This is a genomic window from Pseudomonas cavernicola (assembly GCF_003596405.1).
Taxonomy (GTDB): domain Bacteria; phylum Pseudomonadota; class Gammaproteobacteria; order Pseudomonadales; family Pseudomonadaceae; genus Aquipseudomonas; species Aquipseudomonas cavernicola.
The window spans coordinates 931,466-950,901 of record NZ_QYUR01000006.1 but is presented as its reverse complement, the minus strand read 5'-3'; the positions used below and the strand labels follow the sequence as shown (position 1 = coordinate 950,901).

Annotated in this window: 17 protein-coding genes and 1 riboswitch; of the genes, 10 read left to right on the top strand and 7 right to left on the bottom strand. The window is 61.0% G+C overall.

Going from position 1 to position 19,436, the window contains the following annotated elements:
• Positions 1–144: 144 nt before the first annotated feature.
• Both D3879_RS20590 and D3879_RS20585 read left to right on the top strand, forming a co-directional pair.
• Positions 145–966, top strand: coding sequence for a M48 family metallopeptidase (locus D3879_RS20590; RefSeq protein WP_119956093.1), 822 nt, complete (start codon positions 145–147; stop codon positions 964–966).
• Positions 967–1,026: 60 nt separating this feature from the next.
• Complete coding sequence (locus D3879_RS20585; RefSeq protein ID WP_119956092.1) at positions 1,027–2,010, top strand: NAD-dependent epimerase/dehydratase family protein; 984 nt, start codon at positions 1,027–1,029, stop codon at positions 2,008–2,010.
• 54 nt (positions 2,011–2,064) lie between these two features.
• Here D3879_RS20585 and D3879_RS20580 read toward each other — a convergent pair whose 3' ends face one another.
• From D3879_RS20580 to D3879_RS20565, 4 genes are all read right to left on the bottom strand, one after another.
• Entirely contained in the window at positions 2,065–2,508 is a 444-nt protein-coding gene (locus D3879_RS20580; protein WP_119956091.1) for a ketosteroid isomerase-related protein, read from the bottom strand.
• A gap of 126 nt (positions 2,509–2,634) precedes the next feature.
• On the bottom strand, positions 2,635–3,216 hold the full coding sequence (locus tag D3879_RS20575; RefSeq protein ID WP_177412463.1) for a TMEM165/GDT1 family protein: 582 nt from the start codon (positions 3,214–3,216) through the stop codon (positions 2,635–2,637).
• Between the two features lie 85 nt (positions 3,217–3,301).
• Positions 3,302–3,436, bottom strand: a riboswitch (yybP-ykoY riboswitch).
• Between the two features lie 37 nt (positions 3,437–3,473).
• Complete coding sequence (locus D3879_RS20570) at positions 3,474–4,472, bottom strand: class I SAM-dependent methyltransferase (RefSeq protein WP_119956090.1); 999 nt, start codon at positions 4,470–4,472, stop codon at positions 3,474–3,476.
• A gap of 42 nt (positions 4,473–4,514) precedes the next feature.
• On the bottom strand, positions 4,515–5,480 hold the full coding sequence (locus tag D3879_RS20565) for a 2-hydroxyacid dehydrogenase (protein WP_119956089.1): 966 nt from the start codon (positions 5,478–5,480) through the stop codon (positions 4,515–4,517).
• A 79-nt stretch (positions 5,481–5,559) separates the two neighbouring features.
• Between D3879_RS20565 and D3879_RS20560 the strand changes: the two genes are divergently transcribed.
• Positions 5,560–6,189, top strand: coding sequence for a LysE family translocator (locus tag D3879_RS20560; RefSeq protein WP_119956088.1), 630 nt, complete (start codon positions 5,560–5,562; stop codon positions 6,187–6,189).
• 236 nt (positions 6,190–6,425) lie between these two features.
• Here the strand turns inward: D3879_RS20560 and D3879_RS20555 are convergent, their stop codons facing one another.
• The gene (locus D3879_RS20555; protein WP_119956087.1) at positions 6,426–7,601 is read right to left on the bottom strand and encodes a thiolase family protein; all 1,176 of its coding nucleotides are present in this window, start codon (positions 7,599–7,601) and stop codon (positions 6,426–6,428) included.
• 195 nt (positions 7,602–7,796) lie between these two features.
• On the opposite strand from D3879_RS20555, the gene D3879_RS20550 reads away from it, so the two are divergent.
• From D3879_RS20550 to D3879_RS20535, 4 genes are all read left to right on the top strand, one after another.
• Positions 7,797–9,479: a fatty acid--CoA ligase gene (locus D3879_RS20550; protein ID WP_119956086.1), complete on the top strand. Its 1,683-nt coding sequence runs from the start codon at positions 7,797–7,799 to the stop codon at positions 9,477–9,479.
• 232 nt (positions 9,480–9,711) lie between these two features.
• Positions 9,712–11,673 (top strand): DUF1302 domain-containing protein, encoded by a 1,962-nt coding sequence (locus tag D3879_RS20545; protein WP_119956085.1) that lies wholly within the window; start codon positions 9,712–9,714, stop codon positions 11,671–11,673.
• Positions 11,674–11,704: 31 nt separating this feature from the next.
• Positions 11,705–13,072: a DUF1329 domain-containing protein gene (locus D3879_RS20540; protein ID WP_119956370.1), complete on the top strand. Its 1,368-nt coding sequence runs from the start codon at positions 11,705–11,707 to the stop codon at positions 13,070–13,072.
• 209 nt (positions 13,073–13,281) lie between these two features.
• Complete coding sequence (locus D3879_RS20535; protein WP_119956084.1) at positions 13,282–16,029, top strand: winged helix-turn-helix domain-containing protein; 2,748 nt, start codon at positions 13,282–13,284, stop codon at positions 16,027–16,029.
• Between the two features lie 103 nt (positions 16,030–16,132).
• Here the strand turns inward: D3879_RS20535 and D3879_RS20530 are convergent, their stop codons facing one another.
• Positions 16,133–16,981, bottom strand: a complete 849-nt coding sequence (locus D3879_RS20530) for a hypothetical protein (protein WP_420800941.1) — start codon at positions 16,979–16,981, stop codon at positions 16,133–16,135.
• Positions 16,982–17,337: 356 nt separating this feature from the next.
• On the opposite strand from D3879_RS20530, the gene D3879_RS27935 reads away from it, so the two are divergent.
• The 3 genes from D3879_RS27935 (at position 17,338) to D3879_RS20520 (ending at position 18,972) form a co-directional block, all read left to right on the top strand.
• Positions 17,338–17,466: a hypothetical protein gene (locus tag D3879_RS27935; protein ID WP_420800940.1), complete on the top strand. Its 129-nt coding sequence runs from the start codon at positions 17,338–17,340 to the stop codon at positions 17,464–17,466.
• Positions 17,430–17,951 carry a TetR/AcrR family transcriptional regulator gene (locus D3879_RS20525; protein ID WP_420800939.1) on the top strand — a complete coding sequence of 174 codons (522 nt, stop codon included), beginning with the start codon at positions 17,430–17,432 and terminating at the stop codon, positions 17,949–17,951. Before D3879_RS27935 ends, D3879_RS20525 begins: the two co-directional genes overlap by 37 nt.
• Positions 17,952–18,030: 79 nt before the next feature.
• On the top strand, positions 18,031–18,972 hold the full coding sequence (locus D3879_RS20520) for an alpha/beta fold hydrolase (RefSeq protein WP_119956081.1): 942 nt from the start codon (positions 18,031–18,033) through the stop codon (positions 18,970–18,972).
• An 88-nt stretch (positions 18,973–19,060) separates the two neighbouring features.
• On the opposite strand, the gene D3879_RS20515 is transcribed toward D3879_RS20520, so the two are convergent.
• Positions 19,061–19,399: a carboxymuconolactone decarboxylase family protein gene (locus tag D3879_RS20515; RefSeq protein ID WP_119956080.1), complete on the bottom strand. Its 339-nt coding sequence runs from the start codon at positions 19,397–19,399 to the stop codon at positions 19,061–19,063.
• Positions 19,400–19,436: the final 37 nt, after the last annotated feature.

Genomic DNA, 19,436 nt, shown 5'->3' with positions numbered 1-19,436 from the left:
TGCCTATCCAAAGTTATCGGCCGGGTTAAGCAAAATCCTTAATTGCTCGGTCAAATAAAAGCCGCGCAGTTCGGGCATGCGGCGCAGTTGCCCGGCAATGGCGCGCGGCCTAGCATACGACCCTTGTTTAACTGGAGAACCTTCATGGCCTCGTTGTTTCGTGTTACCGGTCTGATCACAGCTTTGCTGCTGGCAGGATGCCAAGCCGTCGACACCACCAGCGGCGGCGCCGTTGGGGTCGAGCGCAAGCAGTACATGTTCAGCATGCTGTCGACCCAACAGGTCAATCAGATGTATGCACAGTCTTATCAACAGACGCTTTCGGAAGCTTCCGGCAAGGGCGTGCTGGATAAGAGCAGCGCTAACGCCAAACGCATCGACACCATCGCTAAGCGGTTGATTGCCCAGGCGCCGATGTTCCGTCCGGATTCCGCGCAGTGGCAGTGGGAGGTCAACCTGATCGACAGCCCGGAGCTGAACGCCAATTGCGGCCCAGGCGGCAAAATCATCATGTATAGCGGCTTGATCGAGAAGCTGGATCTGACTGATGACGAAATCGCCGCGGTGATGGGCCATGAGATCGCCCACGCACTGCGCGAACATGGCCGCGAGGCGATGTCCAAGGCCTATGGCATCGAGATGGCCAAACAGGGCGCCGGCGCGTTGCTCGGTCTGGGGCAGGACAGCCTGGCGCTGGCCGATACCGTGGTGCAGTACAGCATGACTCTGCCCAACAGCCGGGGGAATGAGAATGAGGCGGACTTGATCGGTCTGGAGCTGGCGGCACGCGCCGGTTACGACCCGAATGCGGCGATCAGCCTGTGGGACAAGATGAGCCAGGCCAGCGAAGGCGCGCCGCCGGAGTTCATGAGCACCCACCCGTCCTCTGGCAGCCGGACTGCTGCGCTGCAAGCGGCCATCCCGAAAGTGATGCCGCTGTATCAACAGGCGAAAGGCGCGCGTTAAGCCTTGGCGCCGCGTGCTGAAGCCGCGGCGCCCACCGTCCTGCCTGGCGAAGGAGTCGCTGTGAAAATTGCCGTTCTTGGAGCTACCGGCTTACTCGGCCACCATACGGCCCGTGCCATACGAGCCGCCGGTCATCAGTTGGTGCTGATCCACCGGCCGTCCTCACGGGTCGAGCGTTTGAGCTATCTCGAACCTGAATGCCGCCCGGCAGAATTACTCGATCATCCCGCGCTCAGTCGTGCGTTGGCTGGCGTGGATGGGGTGATTTTCTGCGCGGGTTATTACCCGAGCAGACCGCGTCGTTGGCAGGAGGATGTGGCCAGTGCGCTGAATCAGACCAATCATTTCTACGCGGCCTGTTTGGCGGCGCGGGTGCCGCGGATTGTCTATGTCGGCGCCGCCATTGCCTTGCCGCGGCATCCGCAAGGCTTGCCGGGGCATGAGGGGCTGTTTTACGAGGGCATGCCGCGCCTGCGTAACCCTTACCTGTTGTGCAAATGGGCGCTCGACGAGCAGGCCCGCGAACAGGCGCGCAACGGCTTGCCGGTGGTGATCGGGATTCCTGCCATGACTCTCGGTGAGTTCGATGTCGGCCCGAGCACCGGGCGGCTGATCACGGCCATCGCCAGTGGCGCGATGAGCCACTATGTGCCGGGTAAACGCAACCTGATCGATGCCGCCGAGGCGGGCCAGGGCCTGGTGCTGGCGCTGCAGAAGGGGCGGGTGGGCGAGCGCTACCTGCTGACCGGGCAGAACATCGAGCTCGGCGAGCTGACGGCGCGGATCGCTGCACGCCTTGGGGTTGCAGCACCGCGGCCATTGCCTTTGGGCGCGGCCAGGGCGATCGCCATGCTGGGCCGCTGGCGTTATCGCTTGACTGGTCAGCTGCCGCGCTTGGATGACACGGCTCTGGCGGTGATGGCTGGCGGGCAGTATCTCGATGGTCGCAAGGCCCAGGCTGAGCTGGGTTTTATTGCGCAAACGATGGTGGATGAGACGCTGACGCGGACTATCCAGTGGTTCCGTGATAACGCTTATTTGTAGACGCGGGCTCTGGCCCGCGCTGGGCCAGCAGGGCTCGTGCCTACAGGCGCCTCTTCACGGCAACGCGGTTTCGGCAAAGGGCCGGGTTTCCAGGCCTAGTTGTGAGCGGAAACTCTCCATGTCGAACATGGTGCAGATTTCCTCCACTTCCCCGGCGGGCGTCAGGGTCCAGCAGGCCATGGCCGAGATGCTCAGCACCTTGTCGCTCGGCGGGTAACCCAGGGCGGGCTTCTCGATGGTGCCGATCAAGGTGCTCCAGGTGAAGACCTTATTGCCTTCGGCCAGACACTCCTCGATCACTACCTCCAAATCCGGCATGGCGCTACGGATATCGAGCACCAGTTGGGCGAAACCGGCACTGCCCAAGGGCCGGCCGGCAAAGGAGCTTTTGTAGAGGAAGTTCTTGCTGTGCAGCTGTTCGGTCAGGGCCAGGCGCCCTTTGTTCCAGGACAGGTCGATATGCTGGCGAACCAGCCTCTTCATATCATCCAGTGACATAAATGCTCTCCATGGGCGCGGTAAAGTGTGCAACGGCTTGCGCACTTTAGCAGCAGGCGCGCCCCGGCTGGCATTGGCCGAAACGCCAGCGAGCTGGCGTCAGGAGAGTGTCAGGCTGGTCGGGTTTCAGCTCAGACCGCTGAGTTTCAGCGCGTGATAGCCGGCGTAGATGGCCAGGGCGCCAAAGGCCGTAGCGGCTAGACGACGAATGAGTGCCAGTGGCAGACGCTCGGCGGCGAAGTTACCCGCTAACACCACCGGCACGTTGGCAATCAGCATGCCCAGCGTCGTGCCGATGATCACCAGGATAAAATGCGGGTATTGCGCCGCCAGCATCACCGTGGCGACCTGGGTCTTGTCGCCCATTTCCGCCAGGAAGAAGGCGATCAAGGTAGTGAGGAAGGGTCCGTAGCGCTTCAGGCTCGAGGCTTCATCGTCGTCGAGTTTGTCTGGGATCAGTGTCCACAGCGCGACGGCGCCGAAGGACGCAGCCAGAATCCAGCTCAGGGTAGTGGGGGCGAAGAAACTGGCGACCCAGTTACCGATGGCGCCAGCGGCGAAATGGTTGGCCAGGGTGGCGACCACGATGCCCCAGATGATCGGCCAGGGTCGGCGAAAGCGGGCGGCCAGCAATAGGGCAAGCAGCTGCGTCTTGTCACCGATTTCGGCCAAGGCAACGATCAGGGTCGGTATGTAGAGAGATTCCATCAGGCTTCCTAAGGGGCGGGTCGACACGGCTATGACACGAACGCCTTCCCGCCCCGGGTAAGGTGTACGTGTCATAGGTCTTGTCAAACCCTGTGGCCCGGATGAGAGGCCTTGGGTCGCACGCGCCATGGTCTGCTGACCAAGTATGTTGACGCGTGCCGGGCGAGCTTGCCGTTGTGAACGTGGCGCTCGCGGGAGACTACTCCCCTAGGACGGGGCGCATTTTGCCCAAGCGTGGCGCATTGGGCAAGCGCCGCTCAGCGGCGTTTGGCCTGGTAGATCCGAAAGCCCTGGCCTTCGCCCAAGATCCGACAAGGCCCCAGATGTTCCTCGATCAGTGGTTGGTACTTGAGAAAGCTGTTGGCCACCAGGCGCAACTCGCCACCCGGCTTGAGGTGTTTGACCGCTTGGCGCAGCAAGTTTTCCGTGGCTAGGTAGTCGGTATGCACGCCTTCATGGAAGGGCGGATTGCTGAGGATGGCGTTGAGCCCGCTCGGCGCCGCGTCAATCCCATCGCCGGTCAGTACCTCCGCTTCCAGGCCATTGGCGGCTAGGGTCAGGCGACTGCTGGCGGCGGCGAAGGCATCCACGTCGAGCATGCTGATCTGGTTATGCGGGAAGCGCCGCTTCAGCGCGGCGCCAAGTACGCCGGCACCGCAGCCGAAGTCGAGCACGTGGCCGCTGGGCAACTTGTCCAGATGCTGCAGGAGCAGGGCGGTGCCGCGATCCAGCCGGCCATGGCTGAATACCCCTGGCAGGCTGATCACCGTCAGCGGGCCATCAGCCAGTTCCAACTGATAACGCTGGGCCAGGGCTTCGAGGTCGGGTGCCGCGGGTGCTTGCGCGACCGTGACTTGCCAGAGCTGACAGTGCCGGGCGCTGTCCAGTTTGCACGGCTTACCGAAAGGCATCAGTTGCTTGGCTGCGCGCTCGATACCGCTGCGCTTTTCGCCGACCAGAAACAGCTCGCGGCCTTGCAGGCGAGCCGCCAGGGCATTCAACAGGTAATCCGTCAGCTCGCGGGATTTCGGCAAAAACAGCACCGCTGCGTCGAACATCGCGCTGGGCGGCGTCACACCAAACTGGCTGCGACCGGCAAAACGTGCCTCCAGTGTGGCCTGCTCACCGGCATGCCAACTCCAGCCGTTCGCGGCTGGCAGCTGGCCGAGCAAATCGTCGGCCGGCAAACCGGCGAGCAGCAGGTTGCCGGTGAAGAGTTCGGGCTGGCGCAGTAGCACTTCGCTTCGCGGGTCCATAGGCATTCCTTTAACCTGGGTATTTCTAAAAAGTGGCGCAGCTTAGCCGACCAATCTGCGTGGCGCACCGCTGAAAAACGCCTCGGCGTTTTCCGCCAGTTGGATGACGATGCGTTGTCGCGCTTCCCGACTGCCCCAGGCGTTGTGCGGGGTGACGATCAATCGCGGGATATCGGCCGCCAGCAGCGGATTGCCCTCCGTTGGTGGCTCCTGTGTCAGCACGTCGGTGGCGGCACCGCCCAGATGGCCGCTGCGCAGGGCGTCGGCTAGAGCCTGCTCGTTGACCAGGCCGCCGCGGGCGCTGTTGATCAGAAAGGCGCCGGGTTTCATCAGGCTCAGTTGGTAAGCGCCGATCAGGTCCTGGGTGTGTTCGTTCAGCGGGCAGTGCAAGGTCAGCGCATCGACTTGTGGCAGCAGCTCGTCCAGCGGCATGCGGTCGGCGCGCGGCGGCCGGCCGGGCAGTTGCCCGAGCAGCACGCGCATACCGAAGGCTTCCGCCAGTTTGGCAACGGCGCCACCCAGCTCGCCATAGCCGAGCAGACCGAGGGTCTTGCCCTCTAGCTCGACAATCGGGAAGTCCAGCAGGCAGAACTGCTGCGCCTTTTGCCAGCGCCCGGCGCGTACTGCGGCCTGGTAGTCCGGTAGGCGGGTGGCCAGGGCGAGCAGCAGCATCAGAGTGTGTTGCGCCACCGAGGGAGTGCCGTAACCCTGGCAGTTGCAGACGCTGACGCCATGGGCGTGGGCCGCAGCCAGGTCGATATTGTTGGTGCCGGTGGCGGCGACCAGCACCAGCTTGAGCTGCGGGCAGGCGGCAAAGGTTTCTGCAGTCAGTGGTGCCTTGTTGCTGATGGCGATCTGGGCGCCTTGCAAGCGTTCGGCAATCTGCTCGGGCGCGCTTTGCCCATGCAGGGTCAGTTCGCCGAACACCTGTTGAAGCGGCGCGAGATTGAGATCGCCGAGATCGAGGGAGGCGTGGTCGAGGAACACGGCGCGGCTGTTGTTACTCATCAGCTGTACCTTTTTTGCTGTCGGTTGAGGGCGTATGGTTGCGAGCCTAACAGACACCTAGCGGCTCCGCGGAGGCCATATGTATTGGACGGAACTCTTGACCGTCGCGCTGATTCACCTGCTTGCCGTGGCCAGCCCTGGCCCGGATTTCGCCGTGGTGGTGCGCGAAAGCGTGGCCAATGGCCGTCGCGCGGGCACCTGGACGGCGCTCGGGGTCGGCAGCGCAATTTTCCTCCATGTGGCGTATTCGCTGTTGGGCATCGGTCTGATCGTGTCGCAATCGATCGTGTTGTTCAACGCGCTTAAGTGGCTGGCGGCGGCTTACCTGTTGTACATCGGCATCAAGGCCTTGCGCGCCAAACCGGCTGATCCTTGCGCTGGCGAAATGTCCACGCTTGCGGTCGAGCGCACGCCGCGCGGTGCATTCACCGCGGGCTTCGTCACCAACGGGTTGAATCCCAAGGCGACGCTGTTTTTCCTCTCGCTGTTCACCGTGGTGATCAATCCGCATACCCCGTTGCTAGTGCAGGCGGGCTATGGCGTTTACCTGGCGGCCGCTACGGCGAGCTGGTTCTGCCTGGTGGCCTGGTTGTTCAGTCAGCAGCGCGTACGGGCTGGCTTTACCCGCATGGGGCATTGGTTCGACCGGATGATGGGGGTGGTGCTGATCGGGCTTGGGGTGAAGGTGGCGTTTGCTGAGTTGCCGTAGGTTGATGCTGAACCGAAGGCGATGCCCAACAACCGGCCTGCAAGGCCGGGCTGCCAGGCGCGAAACAGTGGACTGGGAGTCGCGAGGCGACTCCTTGTTGGGCATCGCTGCGCTCAGCGCCAACCTACGAGACGGCCTTTTGCTTACGTGCTGTCTGCGTGTGCCGCAGCCTCGGCCTGAAACAAAGAGAGCGCGGTAAGCACCGCGCCCTTTGGAGGCCAAAGCTGGTTTCGGCGTTAGAGCAGTTCCACCGCCACGGCAGTGGCTTCGCCGCCACCGATGCAGAGGGACGCGACCCCGCGCTTGCCTCCAGTGTTTCGTAGCGCGTTGATCAAGGTCAGGATGATCCGCGAGCCGGTGGAGCCAACCGGGTGACCCTGAGCACAGGCGCCGCCGTAAATGTTGACCTTGGCGTGATCCAGGCCATGCTCACGAATGGCCAGCATGGTGACCATGGCAAAGGCTTCGTTGATCTCAAACAGATCGACATCCTCTTTGCGCCAGCCGGTTTTCTCGAACAGGTTGCTCATGGCCCCAATGGGGGCGATGGTGAACTCGCTCGGGTCCTGGCTCTGGGTGGCGTGGCCAACGATCTTGGCCAGCGGCTTGAGGCCGCGGCGGGCGGCTTCTTCGGCAGTCATCAGCACCAGTGCGCTGGCACCGTCGGAGATCGAGCTGGCGTTGGCGGCGGTAATGGTGCCGTCCTTGCGGAACGCAGGTTTCAGGCTTGGGATCTTTTCCAGGTTGGCGTTCAGCGGTTGTTCATCGTCCTTGACCAGCACTTCACCCTTACGGGTGACGACGCTCACCGGAACGATCTCGGCGTTCAGCGAGCCATTGGCGATAGCGGCCTGGGCGCGCTTCAGCGATTCGATGGCGTAGGCGTCCATCTCTTCGCGGCTGATGCCATATTTGTCGGCGGTTTCCTGGGCGAAGGAGCCCATCAGGCGGCCGGTACGCGCATCTTCCAGGCCATCGAGGAACATGTGGTCCTTGATCTCGCCGTGGCCCATACGCAGACCGGTGCGGGCTTTTTCGATGACGTAGGGGGCGTTGGACATGCTTTCCATGCCGCCGGCGACCATTACACTGTTAGTACCGGCTTTGAGCAGATCATGGGCCAACATCACGGCTTTCATGCCCGAGCCGCAGAGTTTGTTGATGGTGGTACAGCCGGTGGCGCTGGGTAAGCCCGCATTCAGCGCGGCTTGGCGGGCGGGGCCTTGTTTGAGGCCTGCGGGCAATACGCAACCCATGATCACTTCTTCCACGTCAGCCGCTTGGATGCCGGCGCGGGCCACTGCTTCGCGAATGGCCGTAGCACCTAATTCGACGGCTGGGACGCTGGACAAGCTGCCCTGGAAACCGCCCATGGGAGTACGGGCGCCGCTGACAATGACGATATCGGACATCGAAGTTACCTCTATGACTCTACTGGCTCTATGGATGGTGGGCCGCAACCGACCGTTATGGTCGATTCTACCGCGTGACCGGAACCGGCCAAAGAGTCATCGTAGAAATCATTCTTAGGACTGATTTCTACGATGACTAAGGGTTCTACAGTGCAGGCCTGTCAGAAAACAACACGTATTTGAGTAGGTGTTCCTATGTTGCAGACCCGTGTCATTCCGCCGGCTGAAAATGCCTACCCTTATCCTCTGTTGATCAAACGTCTGCTGCTGTCCGGTAGCCGGTACGAGAAAACTCGCGAAATCGTCTACCGCGACAGCGTGCGTTACAGCTATGCGACCTTCAATGAGCGGGTTGCGCGCTTGGCCAATGTACTGACGGCGGCGGGGGTGAAGGCCGGTGATACCGTGGCCGTGATGGACTGGGATAGCCACCGTTACCTCGAGTGTATGTTCGCCATTCCGATGCTTGGCGCGGTGTTGCACACCATCAATATCCGCCTATCGCCCGAGCAGATTCTCTACACCATGAATCATGCGGAAGACAGGTTTGTGCTGGTCAATTGCGAGTTCGTGCCGCTCTATCAGGGCATCGCCAGTCAGTTGACCACTGTTGAGAAAACCCTGCTGCTGACCGACACGGCAGAAAAGAGCGCAGCACTGCCAAACCTGGTCGGGGAGTACGAAGAGCTGCTGGCGGCTGCCGATCCGCGGTATGACTTCGCGGATTTCGATGAAAACTCGGTAGCCACCACGTTCTACACCACCGGTACCACTGGTAATCCCAAAGGGGTGTATTTCACCCATCGCCAACTGGTGCTGCACACCCTGTCCATGGCCACTTTGCTGGGCAGCCTGGACAGCATCCGCCTGATGGGCACCGACGACGTCTACATGCCGATCACCCCGATGTTCCACGTGCACGCCTGGGGCGTGCCCTACGTGGCGACCATGCTTGGGGTGAAGCAGGTCTACCCGGGGCGTTACGACCCGGAACTGTTGGTCAAGCTGTGGCAGAAGGAGAAAGTCACCTTCTCCCATTGCGTACCGACCATCCTGCAGATGGTGATGAATGCCAAGGCCGCGCAGGGTGTGGATTTTGGCGGTTGGAAGTTGATCATCGGTGGCAGCGCGCTGACCCGTACGCAGTACGAGGCGGCCAAGGCCCGCGGGATTCAGCTCACCGCGGCTTATGGGATGTCCGAGACGTGCCCGATGATCTCGTGCGCACACCTCAACGAAGAGCTGCTGGCCGGCAGCGAGGACGAGCGCACGACTTACCGGATCAAGGCCGGCGTACCGGTGCCTTTGGTCGAGGCGGCGATCATGGATGACCATGGCCAGTTCCTGCCGGCCGACGGCGAGTCCCAGGGCGAGCTGGTGTTGCGTGCGCCCTGGTTGACCCAGGGCTATTTCCGCGAGCCGGAAAAGAGTGCCGAGTTGTGGGCGGGTGGCTGGTTGCATACGGGCGATGTCGCCACTATCGATGGTATGGGCGTTATCGATATTCGTGATCGCATCAAAGACGTGATCAAGACCGGTGGCGAGTGGATTTCCTCTCTGGAACTGGAAGACCTGATCAGCCGTCACGCGGCCGTCCGCGAAGTGGCTGTGGTCGGCATGCCTGATCCACAGTGGGGGGAGCGACCCTTTGCCCTGCTGGTCGTGCGTGATGGGCAGGCGCTGGATGCCAAGGGGTTGAAGGAGCACCTCAAGCCTTTCGTCGAGCAAGGTCACCTGAGTAAATGGGCGATTCCCACGCAAATCGCGCTTGTTACTGAAATTCCCAAGACCAGCGTGGGTAAGTTGGACAAAAAGCGCATTCGCCTGGATATCGCCCAATGGCAGGCATCCGGTAGCGCCTTTCTGTCCACGCTCTAGCCGTATTCGGCCGCACCCAGCCGGTGCGGCCGCCCTTCCAAGCAAGCGCTTGGGTCATTAAGTGCAGTTTCTGCTCCCTTCTTGGGCTCTCCCCGAGCTGACTGATCAGTCGCAACCTGCGAGCCAGAGTGGTTGGCTGCGTCAAATCACACTTTAGATGGATCATCGAATACCACCTTGTAGCTATAGTCCGTGCCATCCATAACAAAAAAACACACATGGAGTAGCGTCGATGACAACAACTAGAACGTTCTGGCGCCTGGCAAAGCTGCCGCTGGCCGTCAGCCTCGCTTCCTCACTCGCCGCACCTGCATTCGGCGTGTCTTTCAATGTCGGAGAAATCGAAGGGCAGTTCGATTCGTCGTTGTCGGTTGGTGCCAGTTGGTCGACGCGCGGGGCCGATCCGGATCTGATCGGTTTCAACAACGGTGGGGATGGTCTGTCGCAGACCTCCGATGACTCTCGCCAGAATTTCAAGAAGGGCGAGACTTTCTCGAAGATCTTCAAGGGTATCCATGACCTCGAGTTGAAGTACGGCGACACCGGTGTGTTCGTGCGCGGCAAATACTGGTACGACTTCGAGCTGAAGGACGAGAGCCGTCTGTTCAAGGACATCGACGACAGCGGCCGCAAAGAGGGCGCCAAGTCTTCCGGTGCGCAGCTTCTCGACGCCTTCGTCTACCACAACTACGACATCGCCGATCAGCCGGGCTCTGTGCGCCTGGGCAAACAGGTGGTGAGCTGGGGCGAAAGTACCTTTATCGGCAACAGCATCAACTCGATCAACCCAGTCGACGTGTCCGCCTTCCGCCGGCCTGGTGCCGAGATCAAGGAAGGTCTGATTCCGGTCAATATGTTCTATGTGTCGCAGAGCCTCACCGAGAATTTGTCCGCTGAAGCCTTCTACCAGTTAGAGTGGGATCAGACCGTGGTGGACAACTGCGGCACCTTCTTCGCCCAGCCGGATGTGGTGGCCGATGGCTGCGATCAGAACCTGGCAGTCCTGCGCACTCAGGCTCAGCTGGCAAACCAGCTCGGGCGCGTCTCGCCTGTCGTGCAGGGGGTGCTGCGGAACAATGGCGTCACCTGGGGCAATCCGGACGAGGGTGTAATCGTTCGACGCGGCGCTGATCGTGATGCGGACGATGACGGCCAGTACGGTATGGCGTTCCGCTATTTCGCCGAGGAGCTGGATACCGAGTTCGGCGCCTACTTCATGAACTACCACAGTCGTGCGCCTTTCTTCAGTGCTACTGGAGCCGATCCGAGCGTTTTTGGGCTGTTCAACCCGCGCAATCCGCGAGGTTTTGGTCCGCAACTGGCAGGTGCCCTGATCGGTGCGGGGGTTCCTGCGGGCCAGGCTGCGGGACTGGCGGGACAGCTGACCCCGGCCCTTGCGCCCTTGGTCATTGCCGGTAACTCTCAGTACTTCATCGAGTATCCGGAGGACATCAAGCTCTATGGCTTGAGCTTCTCCACCACTCTGCCCACCGGCACCGCCTGGAGTGGCGAGGTTAGCTATCGTCCGAACGCCCCGGTCCAGCTGAATACCACCGATATTCTGTTTGCTGGCATAACTCCGTTGGGGAATCGAAACATATCGGTTCTCCAAGGTACTCCTGGCACCGACCTGCACGGCTATCGCCGCAAGGAAATTACCCAGTTCCAGACCACCTTCACGCATTTCTTCGACCAGGTCATGGGCGCCTCGCGTCTGACCTTGGTGGGCGAGATTGGCGTGAGTCATGTCGGAGGTCTGGAACACACCTCAGAAGCCCGCTATGGCCGTGATCCGGTATACGGTCCCGGTCCGCTGCCGGCCGACCAGTGCCGCTCCCTCAACCTGGGCACCCTGGGTAACAACCCCAACGCTGAGAACTTGACCAAATACTGCAAAGACGACGGTTTCGTCACCACCACCTCCTGGGGCTACCGCGCTCGGGCGGTCTGGGACTACAACGATGCCTTCGCCGGTATCAACCTGAAGCCGAGCATCTCCTGGTCGCATGACGTCGATGGTTATGGCGCCAATGGCCTCTTCAACGAAGGAGCCAAGGCCGTTAGCCTCGGCCTGGATGCTGAATACCAGAACACCTACACGAGCAGCCTGTCTTACACCGACTTCTTCGGTGGCGACTTCAACACCTCGATCGATCGTGATTTCGTCGCACTCAGCTTCGGCGTGAACTTCTAAGCGGACAGGAACTTTGAGGAAGACTATGAAAATGAAAATAACAAAGAGTCTGTTGCAAACCGGTGCTCTGGCGCTGTCTCTGGTCGCCACGGGCGTCACGGCTGCGGTTTCTGCTGACGAAGCTGCAAAGCTGGACAGCACCCTGACTCCACTGGGTGCCGAAAAGGCCGGTAACGCCGATGGCTCGATCCCCGCGTGGACTGGCGGCCTGCCGCAGAATGCCGGCACGGCTGATAGCAGGGGCTTCCTGGCCGATCCGTTCCCAGGCGAGAAGGCGCTGTTCACCATCACCGCGCAGAACGTCGATCAGTACAAAGACAAGCTGACCCCTGGCCAGTACGCGATGTTCAAGCGCTATCCGGAAACCTACAAGATTCCGGTATTCCCCACCCACCGCACGGCGGGTGTACCGGCCAACGTAGCGGCGGCCGCCACGACCAACGCGACGACTACCAAGTTGGTGCAGGGCGGTAACGGCCTGGAGAACTTCAAAGAAGCCTATCCCTTCCCGATTCCGCAAAACGGTGTAGAGGCGATCTGGAACCATATCACCCGTTACCGTGGCGGTAGCGTGCGTCGTCTGGTGACTCAGGCAACCCCGCAACCGAATGGCTCGTACTCACTGGTTTACTTCCAGGATGAGTTCACCTTCCGCGCCAACCTGAAGGATTACGACGCGGGCAAGCCGAGCAACATCCTGTTCTACTTCAAGCAGCGGGTTACCGCTCCTTCGCGTCTGGCAGGTAACGTGTTGTTGGTGCATGAAACCCTCGACCAGGTTAAAGAACCACGTCTGGCGTGGATCTACAACGCCGGTCAGCGTCGGGTGCGTCGTGCGCCGCAGGTGTCTTATGACGGCCCAGGGACTGCAGCAGACGGCCTGCGTACGTCCGATAACTTCGACATGTACAACGGCTCGCCGGACCGCTACGACTGGAAGCTGGAAGGCAAGAAGGAAATCTACATTCCTTACAACAGCTACCGTCTGGATTCGCCACAGCTGAAATACAGCGACATCGTCAAGGCTGGTCACATCAACCAGGATCTGACCCGTTACGAGCTGCACCGCGTCTGGCATGTGGTGGGTACGCTGAAGGCTGGCGAGCGCCACATTTACGCCAAACGTGACTTCTACCTTGATGAAGACACCTGGCAGGCAGCTGAAGTCGATCATTACGACGGCCGCGGTACCCTTTGGCGTGTGGCTGAGGCTCACTCCCAGTACTACTACAACACGCAAGTGCCGTGGTACACCCTGGAAAGCCTCTATGACCTGCTGTCCGGTCGTTACCTGGCGCTGGGGATGAAGAACGAGGAGAAACAATCCTACGACTTCAACTACGCCGCTTCGGAAACCGATTACACCCCGGCCGCATTGCGTCAGGCTGGCGTGCGTTAATCCGGCGTCTTGCAGCATAAAAGCCGGCCCTTGGGCCGGTTTTTTAATGTCCAGATTTTTTGTCCGGTATTTCCCCGGCGAATGTCCATGGCTCAATGACATCCAAATTGATAGGTAATCCAGTCATGGGGCTTCAAATGCGTTGGCCAAGCGACTAGGCTGCTGAACGTTCACGCTCCCGATGACGCAACCATTACAAGATCCGGGTGATGACTGACCTATCCAATTCGCAAGGCTTTGCCTGTCCCGCCATTCCTGCAGTTGAGGGGCGTTTTTTTCGTCCGCCGCTGCCTGTCGGTTACGTATTGCGCCCGCGTTTGTGTGAGCGGCTGGCGACAGGATTGGGCGGTCGCCTGCTGCTGATCAGCGCACCGGCAGGGTTTGGTAAAAGTTCGCTGGCCATCGAATTCTGTGAGCGCTTGCCGGTTCAGTGGCAAAGCCTATGGCTTGGCCTCAGCCACAGGGATAGCGATCCGGGGCGTTTTCTAGAGCGCCTGCTGGCGGGGCTGCAGCGGTTTTTTCCAGGCCTGGGTGAGGATGCGCTGGGACTGCTGAAAATGCGCCAGCGGCACCAGCCGTTTGCATTTGAGGAGTGGCTGGATGGTTTGCTCGATGAGCTGACCCAGCGCCTTGATCCGGCGACACCGCTGCTGCTGGTGCTGGACGACTATCACTTGGCGCAGGGCGTGGTACTGGATCGTTGCCTGCAGTTTTTCCTCAATCACTTGCCGGCAGGTTTGCTGTTGCTAGTGACCAGCCGGCAACGACCGGATTGGCATCTGGCCCGCCTGCGACTGTCACGGCAATTGCTTGAGCTACAGGAGCAGGATCTGTGCCTGACTGTCGAGGAGTCCACAGAACTGCTCGCCAGTCAGGGCGTCGAGTTGCAAGGCGAAGCGTTCGACAGTCTGTTGCTGCGTAGCGAGGGGTGGGTGGCCGGGCTGCGTCTGTGGCTGTTGGCAGCTTCGGAAGCGGGAGGTGCAGAGGGGTTGGCGCATTCACTGCACGGTGCCGATGGCTTGATTCGAGACTATCTACTGGAAGAAGTGATCGAACGTCAGAGCGCCGAGGTGCAAGCGTTTCTGTATGGCACGGCCTTCCTTGAGCGTTTTTGCGTCGAACTCTGCGATGCGGTGCGCGAAAGCCACGACAGCGCTGCGATTCTCCAGCATCTCCAGGCGCATCAGGTGTTTCTGGTGCCGCTGGATGAGCAGGGCCGCTGGTTTCGCTATCACCACCTGTTTTCCGACCTGTTACGTGCACGCCCGGCCGCGGCCGCGGCGGTGTCGCAGTCTGCAGCCGGCCTGCACCTGCGCGCCTGTCGTTGGTTCAGTAACCAGGGCTTGCTCGATGAAGCGATAGAACAGGCGCTGCGCGCGGGGCAGCCGGATGTGGCGGCGAGTCTGGTGCAGAATCTTTCCGAGGAGCAACTGCTTGGCGAGCAGAATGTGGCGATGCTGCTGCGCTGGAAAATGGATCTACCCGAGAGCTTGCTCAGCAGTACGCCAAGGTTGATTGTGCTGTACGCCTGGGCGCTGGCGTTGGCCTGCCAGCTTGACGCTGCGCAAGAGCTGGCGAGCCAGTTGTCACGCTTCCTGCCGGCACCCTCGGCACGGGCGCAGCGTTCAATGCTGGCGCAATGGCTGGCGTTAAGTGGTGTGATTGCCCGTGGCCGTGGCGATAGCGAACGCGCTGAGTTGTATTGCGGGGAGGCGTTGGCGACTCTGCCGCAGGAGCGTTTTGGGCAGCGTTTGATGTGCCTGTCGACCTTGGCCAACCTGGCGATCGTGCGCAATGATCTGTGGCGCGCCCGCGGCCTCAACCGCGATGCTCTGGAGTTGGCGCAGCGGGTCGGTAATCCCTTGTTCGAAGCGTTGGCGCACTACGACCGTGCGCGGGTGCTGCAGGCGCGTGGCGAGGTGTTGCGGGCGCAGGAGGAAGTGCGCCAGGGCCTGGAATGCCTGCGTGGCCTGGCGCCGCAACGCCTGTATGCGGTGCGCGCCCGGCTGACCCTATATGAAGGGTATCTACTGACCTTGCGACTGCAACCCGAGGCTGCGCGCGTCCGTCTCGCGGCCGGGATCGCGGAGGCGCGCGCCTGTCGCGATACCAGCCTGCTGATTGGTCACTGTGTACTCGCCAGTCTGGAAGGGCGTAGTGGGCGCTTGCCGGAAGCCTTCGCCCAGCTCGCAGAGGCCGAGCGGTTGATGCACATCTGGGACGTGCCGGCGATTTACTATCTGGCGATGATCACCCTGGTCAAATGCGAACTCTGGTTGCTGCGTGGTCAGACTGAACTGGCTGGCAGTTGGTTGGTGCGCTTGGCGGACACCTACAGCGGTGAGCAGGCGGCTGCGGCGCCGGAATACCATCCGCAGCTGCCGCTGCATATCGAATTACAGCGCGCGGCCCTAGAGCGGATTCAGGGGCAATTGCCAGACGCAGAGCGCCGTCTGCGGGCCTTGAGTGCGCGTGCGCAAACCGCCGGAGGACAGTTGCTTGGGGTCATCGCGCAAGTTCAATTGACTTTGCTGCTACGTGCCGCTGGCCGTGAGCGTGAGGCCCAGCAACAGCTGGCCAGTTGCTTGGACGCGGCCACAGGTGGCGGCTTGTTACCCTTCAATGAGTTGCTCGTGCAGCAACCCGAGTGGTTGCGCGAGCAACTGGCGACGCGCCCATCCTGTGCTCTGCGCGAAGCGTTGTGGGCGCATTTTCCGGAGTTCGATGCCGAGCCAGAGAGCACCGACACTGCCGCGCCGGCAGAGGCCTTGAGTACGCGCGAGTTAGCGGTGTTGAAGCTGATCGCTCAGGGTTGTTCGAATCAGGAAATCAGCGAGCGGCTGTTTATTTCCCTGCATACGGTCAAGACCCACGCCCGCCATATCAACAGCAAACTCGGCGTCGAACGGCGTACTCAGGCGGTGGCGCGGGCCAAGGGGCTTGGCTTATTGCGCTGAAACGGCGGAAAGGCTATGCAATCGTAGGCTGGGTAGAGCGCAGCGAAACCCAGCGTCTGTACTAGCTGGATTTCGCCAAAAAACGGCTCTACCCAGCCTACGGTCACTGCGGTGCCGACAGATCGAGCTTAGGGGCGACTGGCTGGTTCGGTGTGGCAGGCTGGACCAGCTGCTTTTCCACATCGGCTTGAATCCCCGTCAATACCGGTTGCAGTTCGGCCATGCTGGCACGCACCTCGGCATAGGGGTGCTGCTCGACCAGTTGGGCGACTCGCGCGAGAATTTCTGGGCGCACTGCGGCATTCAGATGGACGAACAGTTCCGGCAATTGCTTACCGATCTCGGCGGCATATAGCACCAGATCCTCGCGACCGAATTGCTTGGTCAGTCCCAGATAATCCAGCGCGCTGGAGGTCAGCATGGCCGCCGCCGCTTTGGTTTCCTGTAGACCTTGCAGGCGGACGGGGTTGCTCTGCTCGCGTTGCGAGAGGGTCATCCAGAACTCGGTGGTGAGGGTGAACAGCACCGCTTGTTGACGTAGCGAGTAGGTCATCAACCCCAGCGCTTCGGCGCCATAAGGCTGCTGCGCGGCGCGAAAGTCAAAGTACAGGCGCATCAACTCCTTGAGCTGGAACAGCACCTCGCGCGCGCCGTTTTGCCGCAACTCCAGCGGCGCATAGATGTTCAGCTGCGGGCGAAAATTCTCCTCGCTGACCATGCGCTGATAAATCGGACCGGTGAATTCGCCACTGCGCCGTGGCAGGGCGTTAGCCTGGGTGGTGTCGATCTTCTGCAGCGCCCCGATCAACTGGAGGTAATCGGCACTGGCCCAGGTTTTTTGAATATCCGGGATCTTCTGCCCGAGGTAGAACAGCTCGGCAGCGGGGAGCGATCGCGCCACAACCAGCAAAAGGATGGCCAGCGGCCAGAGCAGGCGGCGTGTTAGCTTCATCGGCAAAGAAGATTCCTACGGAAAGGACGTGCGCAAGAGTAACCAGCTCAGGTTGCGCCGTCACCCAGGCCTAGGGTTCAGTACGAAAAGTCACCGAACGAAGGTCAGGCAAGGCGCAACGCAGCGAAGCGGAGTAACAGCCGCAGTCTGGCCCGAAGGGCGAGCGCCAGCGAGTCAAAACAGGTGAGGACGCACAGTTTACAAGCTGTAAATGAGCAGGCCGAGCCTGTTTTTAACGCAGCATCACCGAGTGCAGGTAGTTTTCGTACAGAACCTAGGTTGGGAGTTGTCTGCGATGGAGCTGGAACGAGCCGAGCAAGGGGCGGTGCGAGCAGTATTCGAAGATCTGGGTGGCTATGGGGCGGTCGCCCGGCAGCAGGGCGAGACAGGTGACGGACCGTTGGTCGGGCATTTGCAGCGCATCAATATTCAGCTGGCGGCGATCCCGATGTTTGTCCGCAAGGGGCTGGCGGATACCACGGTGAATGACCTGCTCGATGCGGCTAAGGTTTCGCGGCGGACGTTCTATAAATACTTCGCGAACAAGATGGAGGTGCTCGAAGGCATCTATCAGACCGCCGTGCTCCTGTTGCTGGCGCGCTTTCGCGACATGCAAAGCGCCGCCGGCAGCCCGCAAGCCTGGTTGCATAGCATGGTCACGTGCTTTTTCGACTATCACCTGGCGGTTGGCCCGATTATCCGCCTGATGCAGGAAGAGGCGCTGCGTGCGGACTCCCCACTGGCGCCGCACCGTCAGCGCGCGCATCTGGAAATGGTCAGTTTGCTGGTGGAACGCCTGGAGGGGGCGAACCGTGTTCACGATCCGCTGACCTATCGCGCGCTGATTTGGGCGCTGGAAGCGGCCTCTTTGGAGTTGCTCGGCCGGTCAGCCGCACGGGTAGAAATCGAACATGCCAAGGCGGTGTTGAGCGATCTGCTGATCGCCTCCCTGTGTCCGCCCACAACCTAGGTTAGGCGTCAGCCCGAAGTTCGCGTGGTTTGATGGGGCCGAATAACAACCCTCTAAAACAACAATGCCGAGGTCCTGCATGTCTGCTTCCAGCCTTCCCCTGACGCCGCCGCTGGCGGCTGGTTTTGCTCGCTTTGGTTTCGGTGCTTTACCGCTTGAGCGGCTAAAGGCGCGCTACGCCAACGCCGACAGCGGTTCGCGATTTATCGAACTGGATGGCTTCAACGTGCATTACCGCGATGAAGGCAGCCGTGATAAACCGGTGCTGGTGCTGATTCATGGTGTGGTGGCCTCGTTGCACACCTGGGATGGTTGGATCAACGCCTTCGCCGCGCATTACCGGATCATCCGTTTCGATGTGCCGGGTTTTGGCCTGACCGGCCCAGCGCGCGATGGCGTGTATTCCGCCGAGCGGATGGTAAATATTTTCGGCCTGCTGCTCGATTATCTCGGCATCGGCAAAGCGGTGGTCGCCGGAAACTCCCTCGGTGGTTATATCGCCTGGAACTTTGCCCTGGCCCAACCGCAGCGGGTGGAGCAACTGATACTGATCGACCCGGCCGGTTATCACATGCAGAAGGTGCCGTTGATGATCGGCGCCGCAGCGCTCCCCGGCGCGACCTGGGCGATGCCGTTGTGGATGCCGCGGGCGTTAATTGCCCAGGGCATCAAGGAAGTCTATGGTGAGCCGGGGCGGATCAAGGCAGGGGTGATCGACCGCTATTACGATCTGAGTCGCCGCCCGGGCAACCGCCGGGCGATGATGGATATCTTCCGCGTGCTGCTGAAGGTCAACCGCGAGGAGCTGCATGGCACGCCAGCGCGGGTCGCGGCGATCAAGGTGCCGACGCTGCTGATGTGGGGCGAGCGTGACCGCTGGATTTCGCCCAAGCATGTGCCGTTGTGGCAGCGCGATCTGCCGGATATTCAGGTGAAAACCTACCCGGGTGTCGGGCATATCCCGATGGAGGAGATTCCCGAACAGAGCGCGGCGGATGCCTTGCGTTTTTTGCAGGGGTGAAGCGTTAAAACGACCGACAGTCTCTGCTGTGCAAGCAAGGGCTATCGGCACAAAGGAAAGGCCCCGAATGGGGCCTTTTGCTTAACGATCAATCTGGGACAGACTTATTTTCTCTCCCCATCACATCGTCCGCCCAGCTCAAGGCCGCAACGACGGTCGGGAAACCGATCGTGCTCGTGAGTGAGAGCAGAGCGTGATGGATCCGCTCCGGCGTAACGCCCGCTTCGACTGCCCGTCTGACATGACTGTGCACGGCGCCCTCGGAGCGGATGGCCGCCGCTGCGCCGAGCTGGACCAGTTGGATGATCTGCTCGTCCAGCGGGCCGGCATGACGCACCGCTGCACCAAGCGCCTCTACGGCGCCAAAGTAATCCGGGTACTGCTTCTTGAAGCGCCGATACGTGTCGAGTTCTCTCTTCCTTTCCATGCTGGTCTCCTCGTGTTGGAAGAGTGATGGGGAGTTG

Bases quoted from the DNA above. Each gene is read 5' to 3' on its own strand.
- D3879_RS20555 (WP_119956087.1), bottom strand. From the start codon at position 7,601: ATGTCCGATATCGTCATTGTCAGCGGCGCCCGTACTCCCATGGGCGGT.
- D3879_RS20520 (WP_119956081.1), top strand. From the start codon at position 18,031: ATGTCTGCTTCCAGCCTTCCCCTGACGCCGCCGCTGGCGGCTGGTTTT.
- D3879_RS20515 (WP_119956080.1), bottom strand. From the start codon at position 19,399: ATGGAAAGGAAGAGAGAACTCGACACGTATCGGCGCTTCAAGAAGCAG.
- D3879_RS20540 (WP_119956370.1), top strand. From the start codon at position 11,705: ATGAAAATAACAAAGAGTCTGTTGCAAACCGGTGCTCTGGCGCTGTCT.
- D3879_RS20560 (WP_119956088.1), top strand. From the start codon at position 5,560: ATGTATTGGACGGAACTCTTGACCGTCGCGCTGATTCACCTGCTTGCC.
- D3879_RS20550 (WP_119956086.1), top strand. From the start codon at position 7,797: ATGTTGCAGACCCGTGTCATTCCGCCGGCTGAAAATGCCTACCCTTAT.
- D3879_RS27935 (WP_420800940.1), top strand. From the start codon at position 17,338: ATGGGGCGGTCGCCCGGCAGCAGGGCGAGACAGGTGACGGACCGTTGG.
- D3879_RS20570 (WP_119956090.1), bottom strand. From the start codon at position 4,472: ATGGACCCGCGAAGCGAAGTGCTACTGCGCCAGCCCGAACTCTTCACC.
- D3879_RS20575 (WP_177412463.1), bottom strand. From the start codon at position 3,216: ATGGAATCTCTCTACATACCGACCCTGATCGTTGCCTTGGCCGAAATC.
- D3879_RS20580 (WP_119956091.1), bottom strand. From the start codon at position 2,508: ATGTCACTGGATGATATGAAGAGGCTGGTTCGCCAGCATATCGACCTG.
- D3879_RS20545 (WP_119956085.1), top strand. From the start codon at position 9,712: ATGACAACAACTAGAACGTTCTGGCGCCTGGCAAAGCTGCCGCTGGCC.
- D3879_RS20525 (WP_420800939.1), top strand. From the start codon at position 17,430: ATGTTTGTCCGCAAGGGGCTGGCGGATACCACGGTGAATGACCTGCTC.
- D3879_RS20590 (WP_119956093.1), top strand. From the start codon at position 145: ATGGCCTCGTTGTTTCGTGTTACCGGTCTGATCACAGCTTTGCTGCTG.
- D3879_RS20530 (WP_420800941.1), bottom strand. From the start codon at position 16,981: ATGAAGCTAACACGCCGCCTGCTCTGGCCGCTGGCCATCCTTTTGCTG.
- D3879_RS20535 (WP_119956084.1), top strand. From the start codon at position 13,282: ATGACTGACCTATCCAATTCGCAAGGCTTTGCCTGTCCCGCCATTCCT.
- D3879_RS20565 (WP_119956089.1), bottom strand. From the start codon at position 5,480: ATGAGTAACAACAGCCGCGCCGTGTTCCTCGACCACGCCTCCCTCGAT.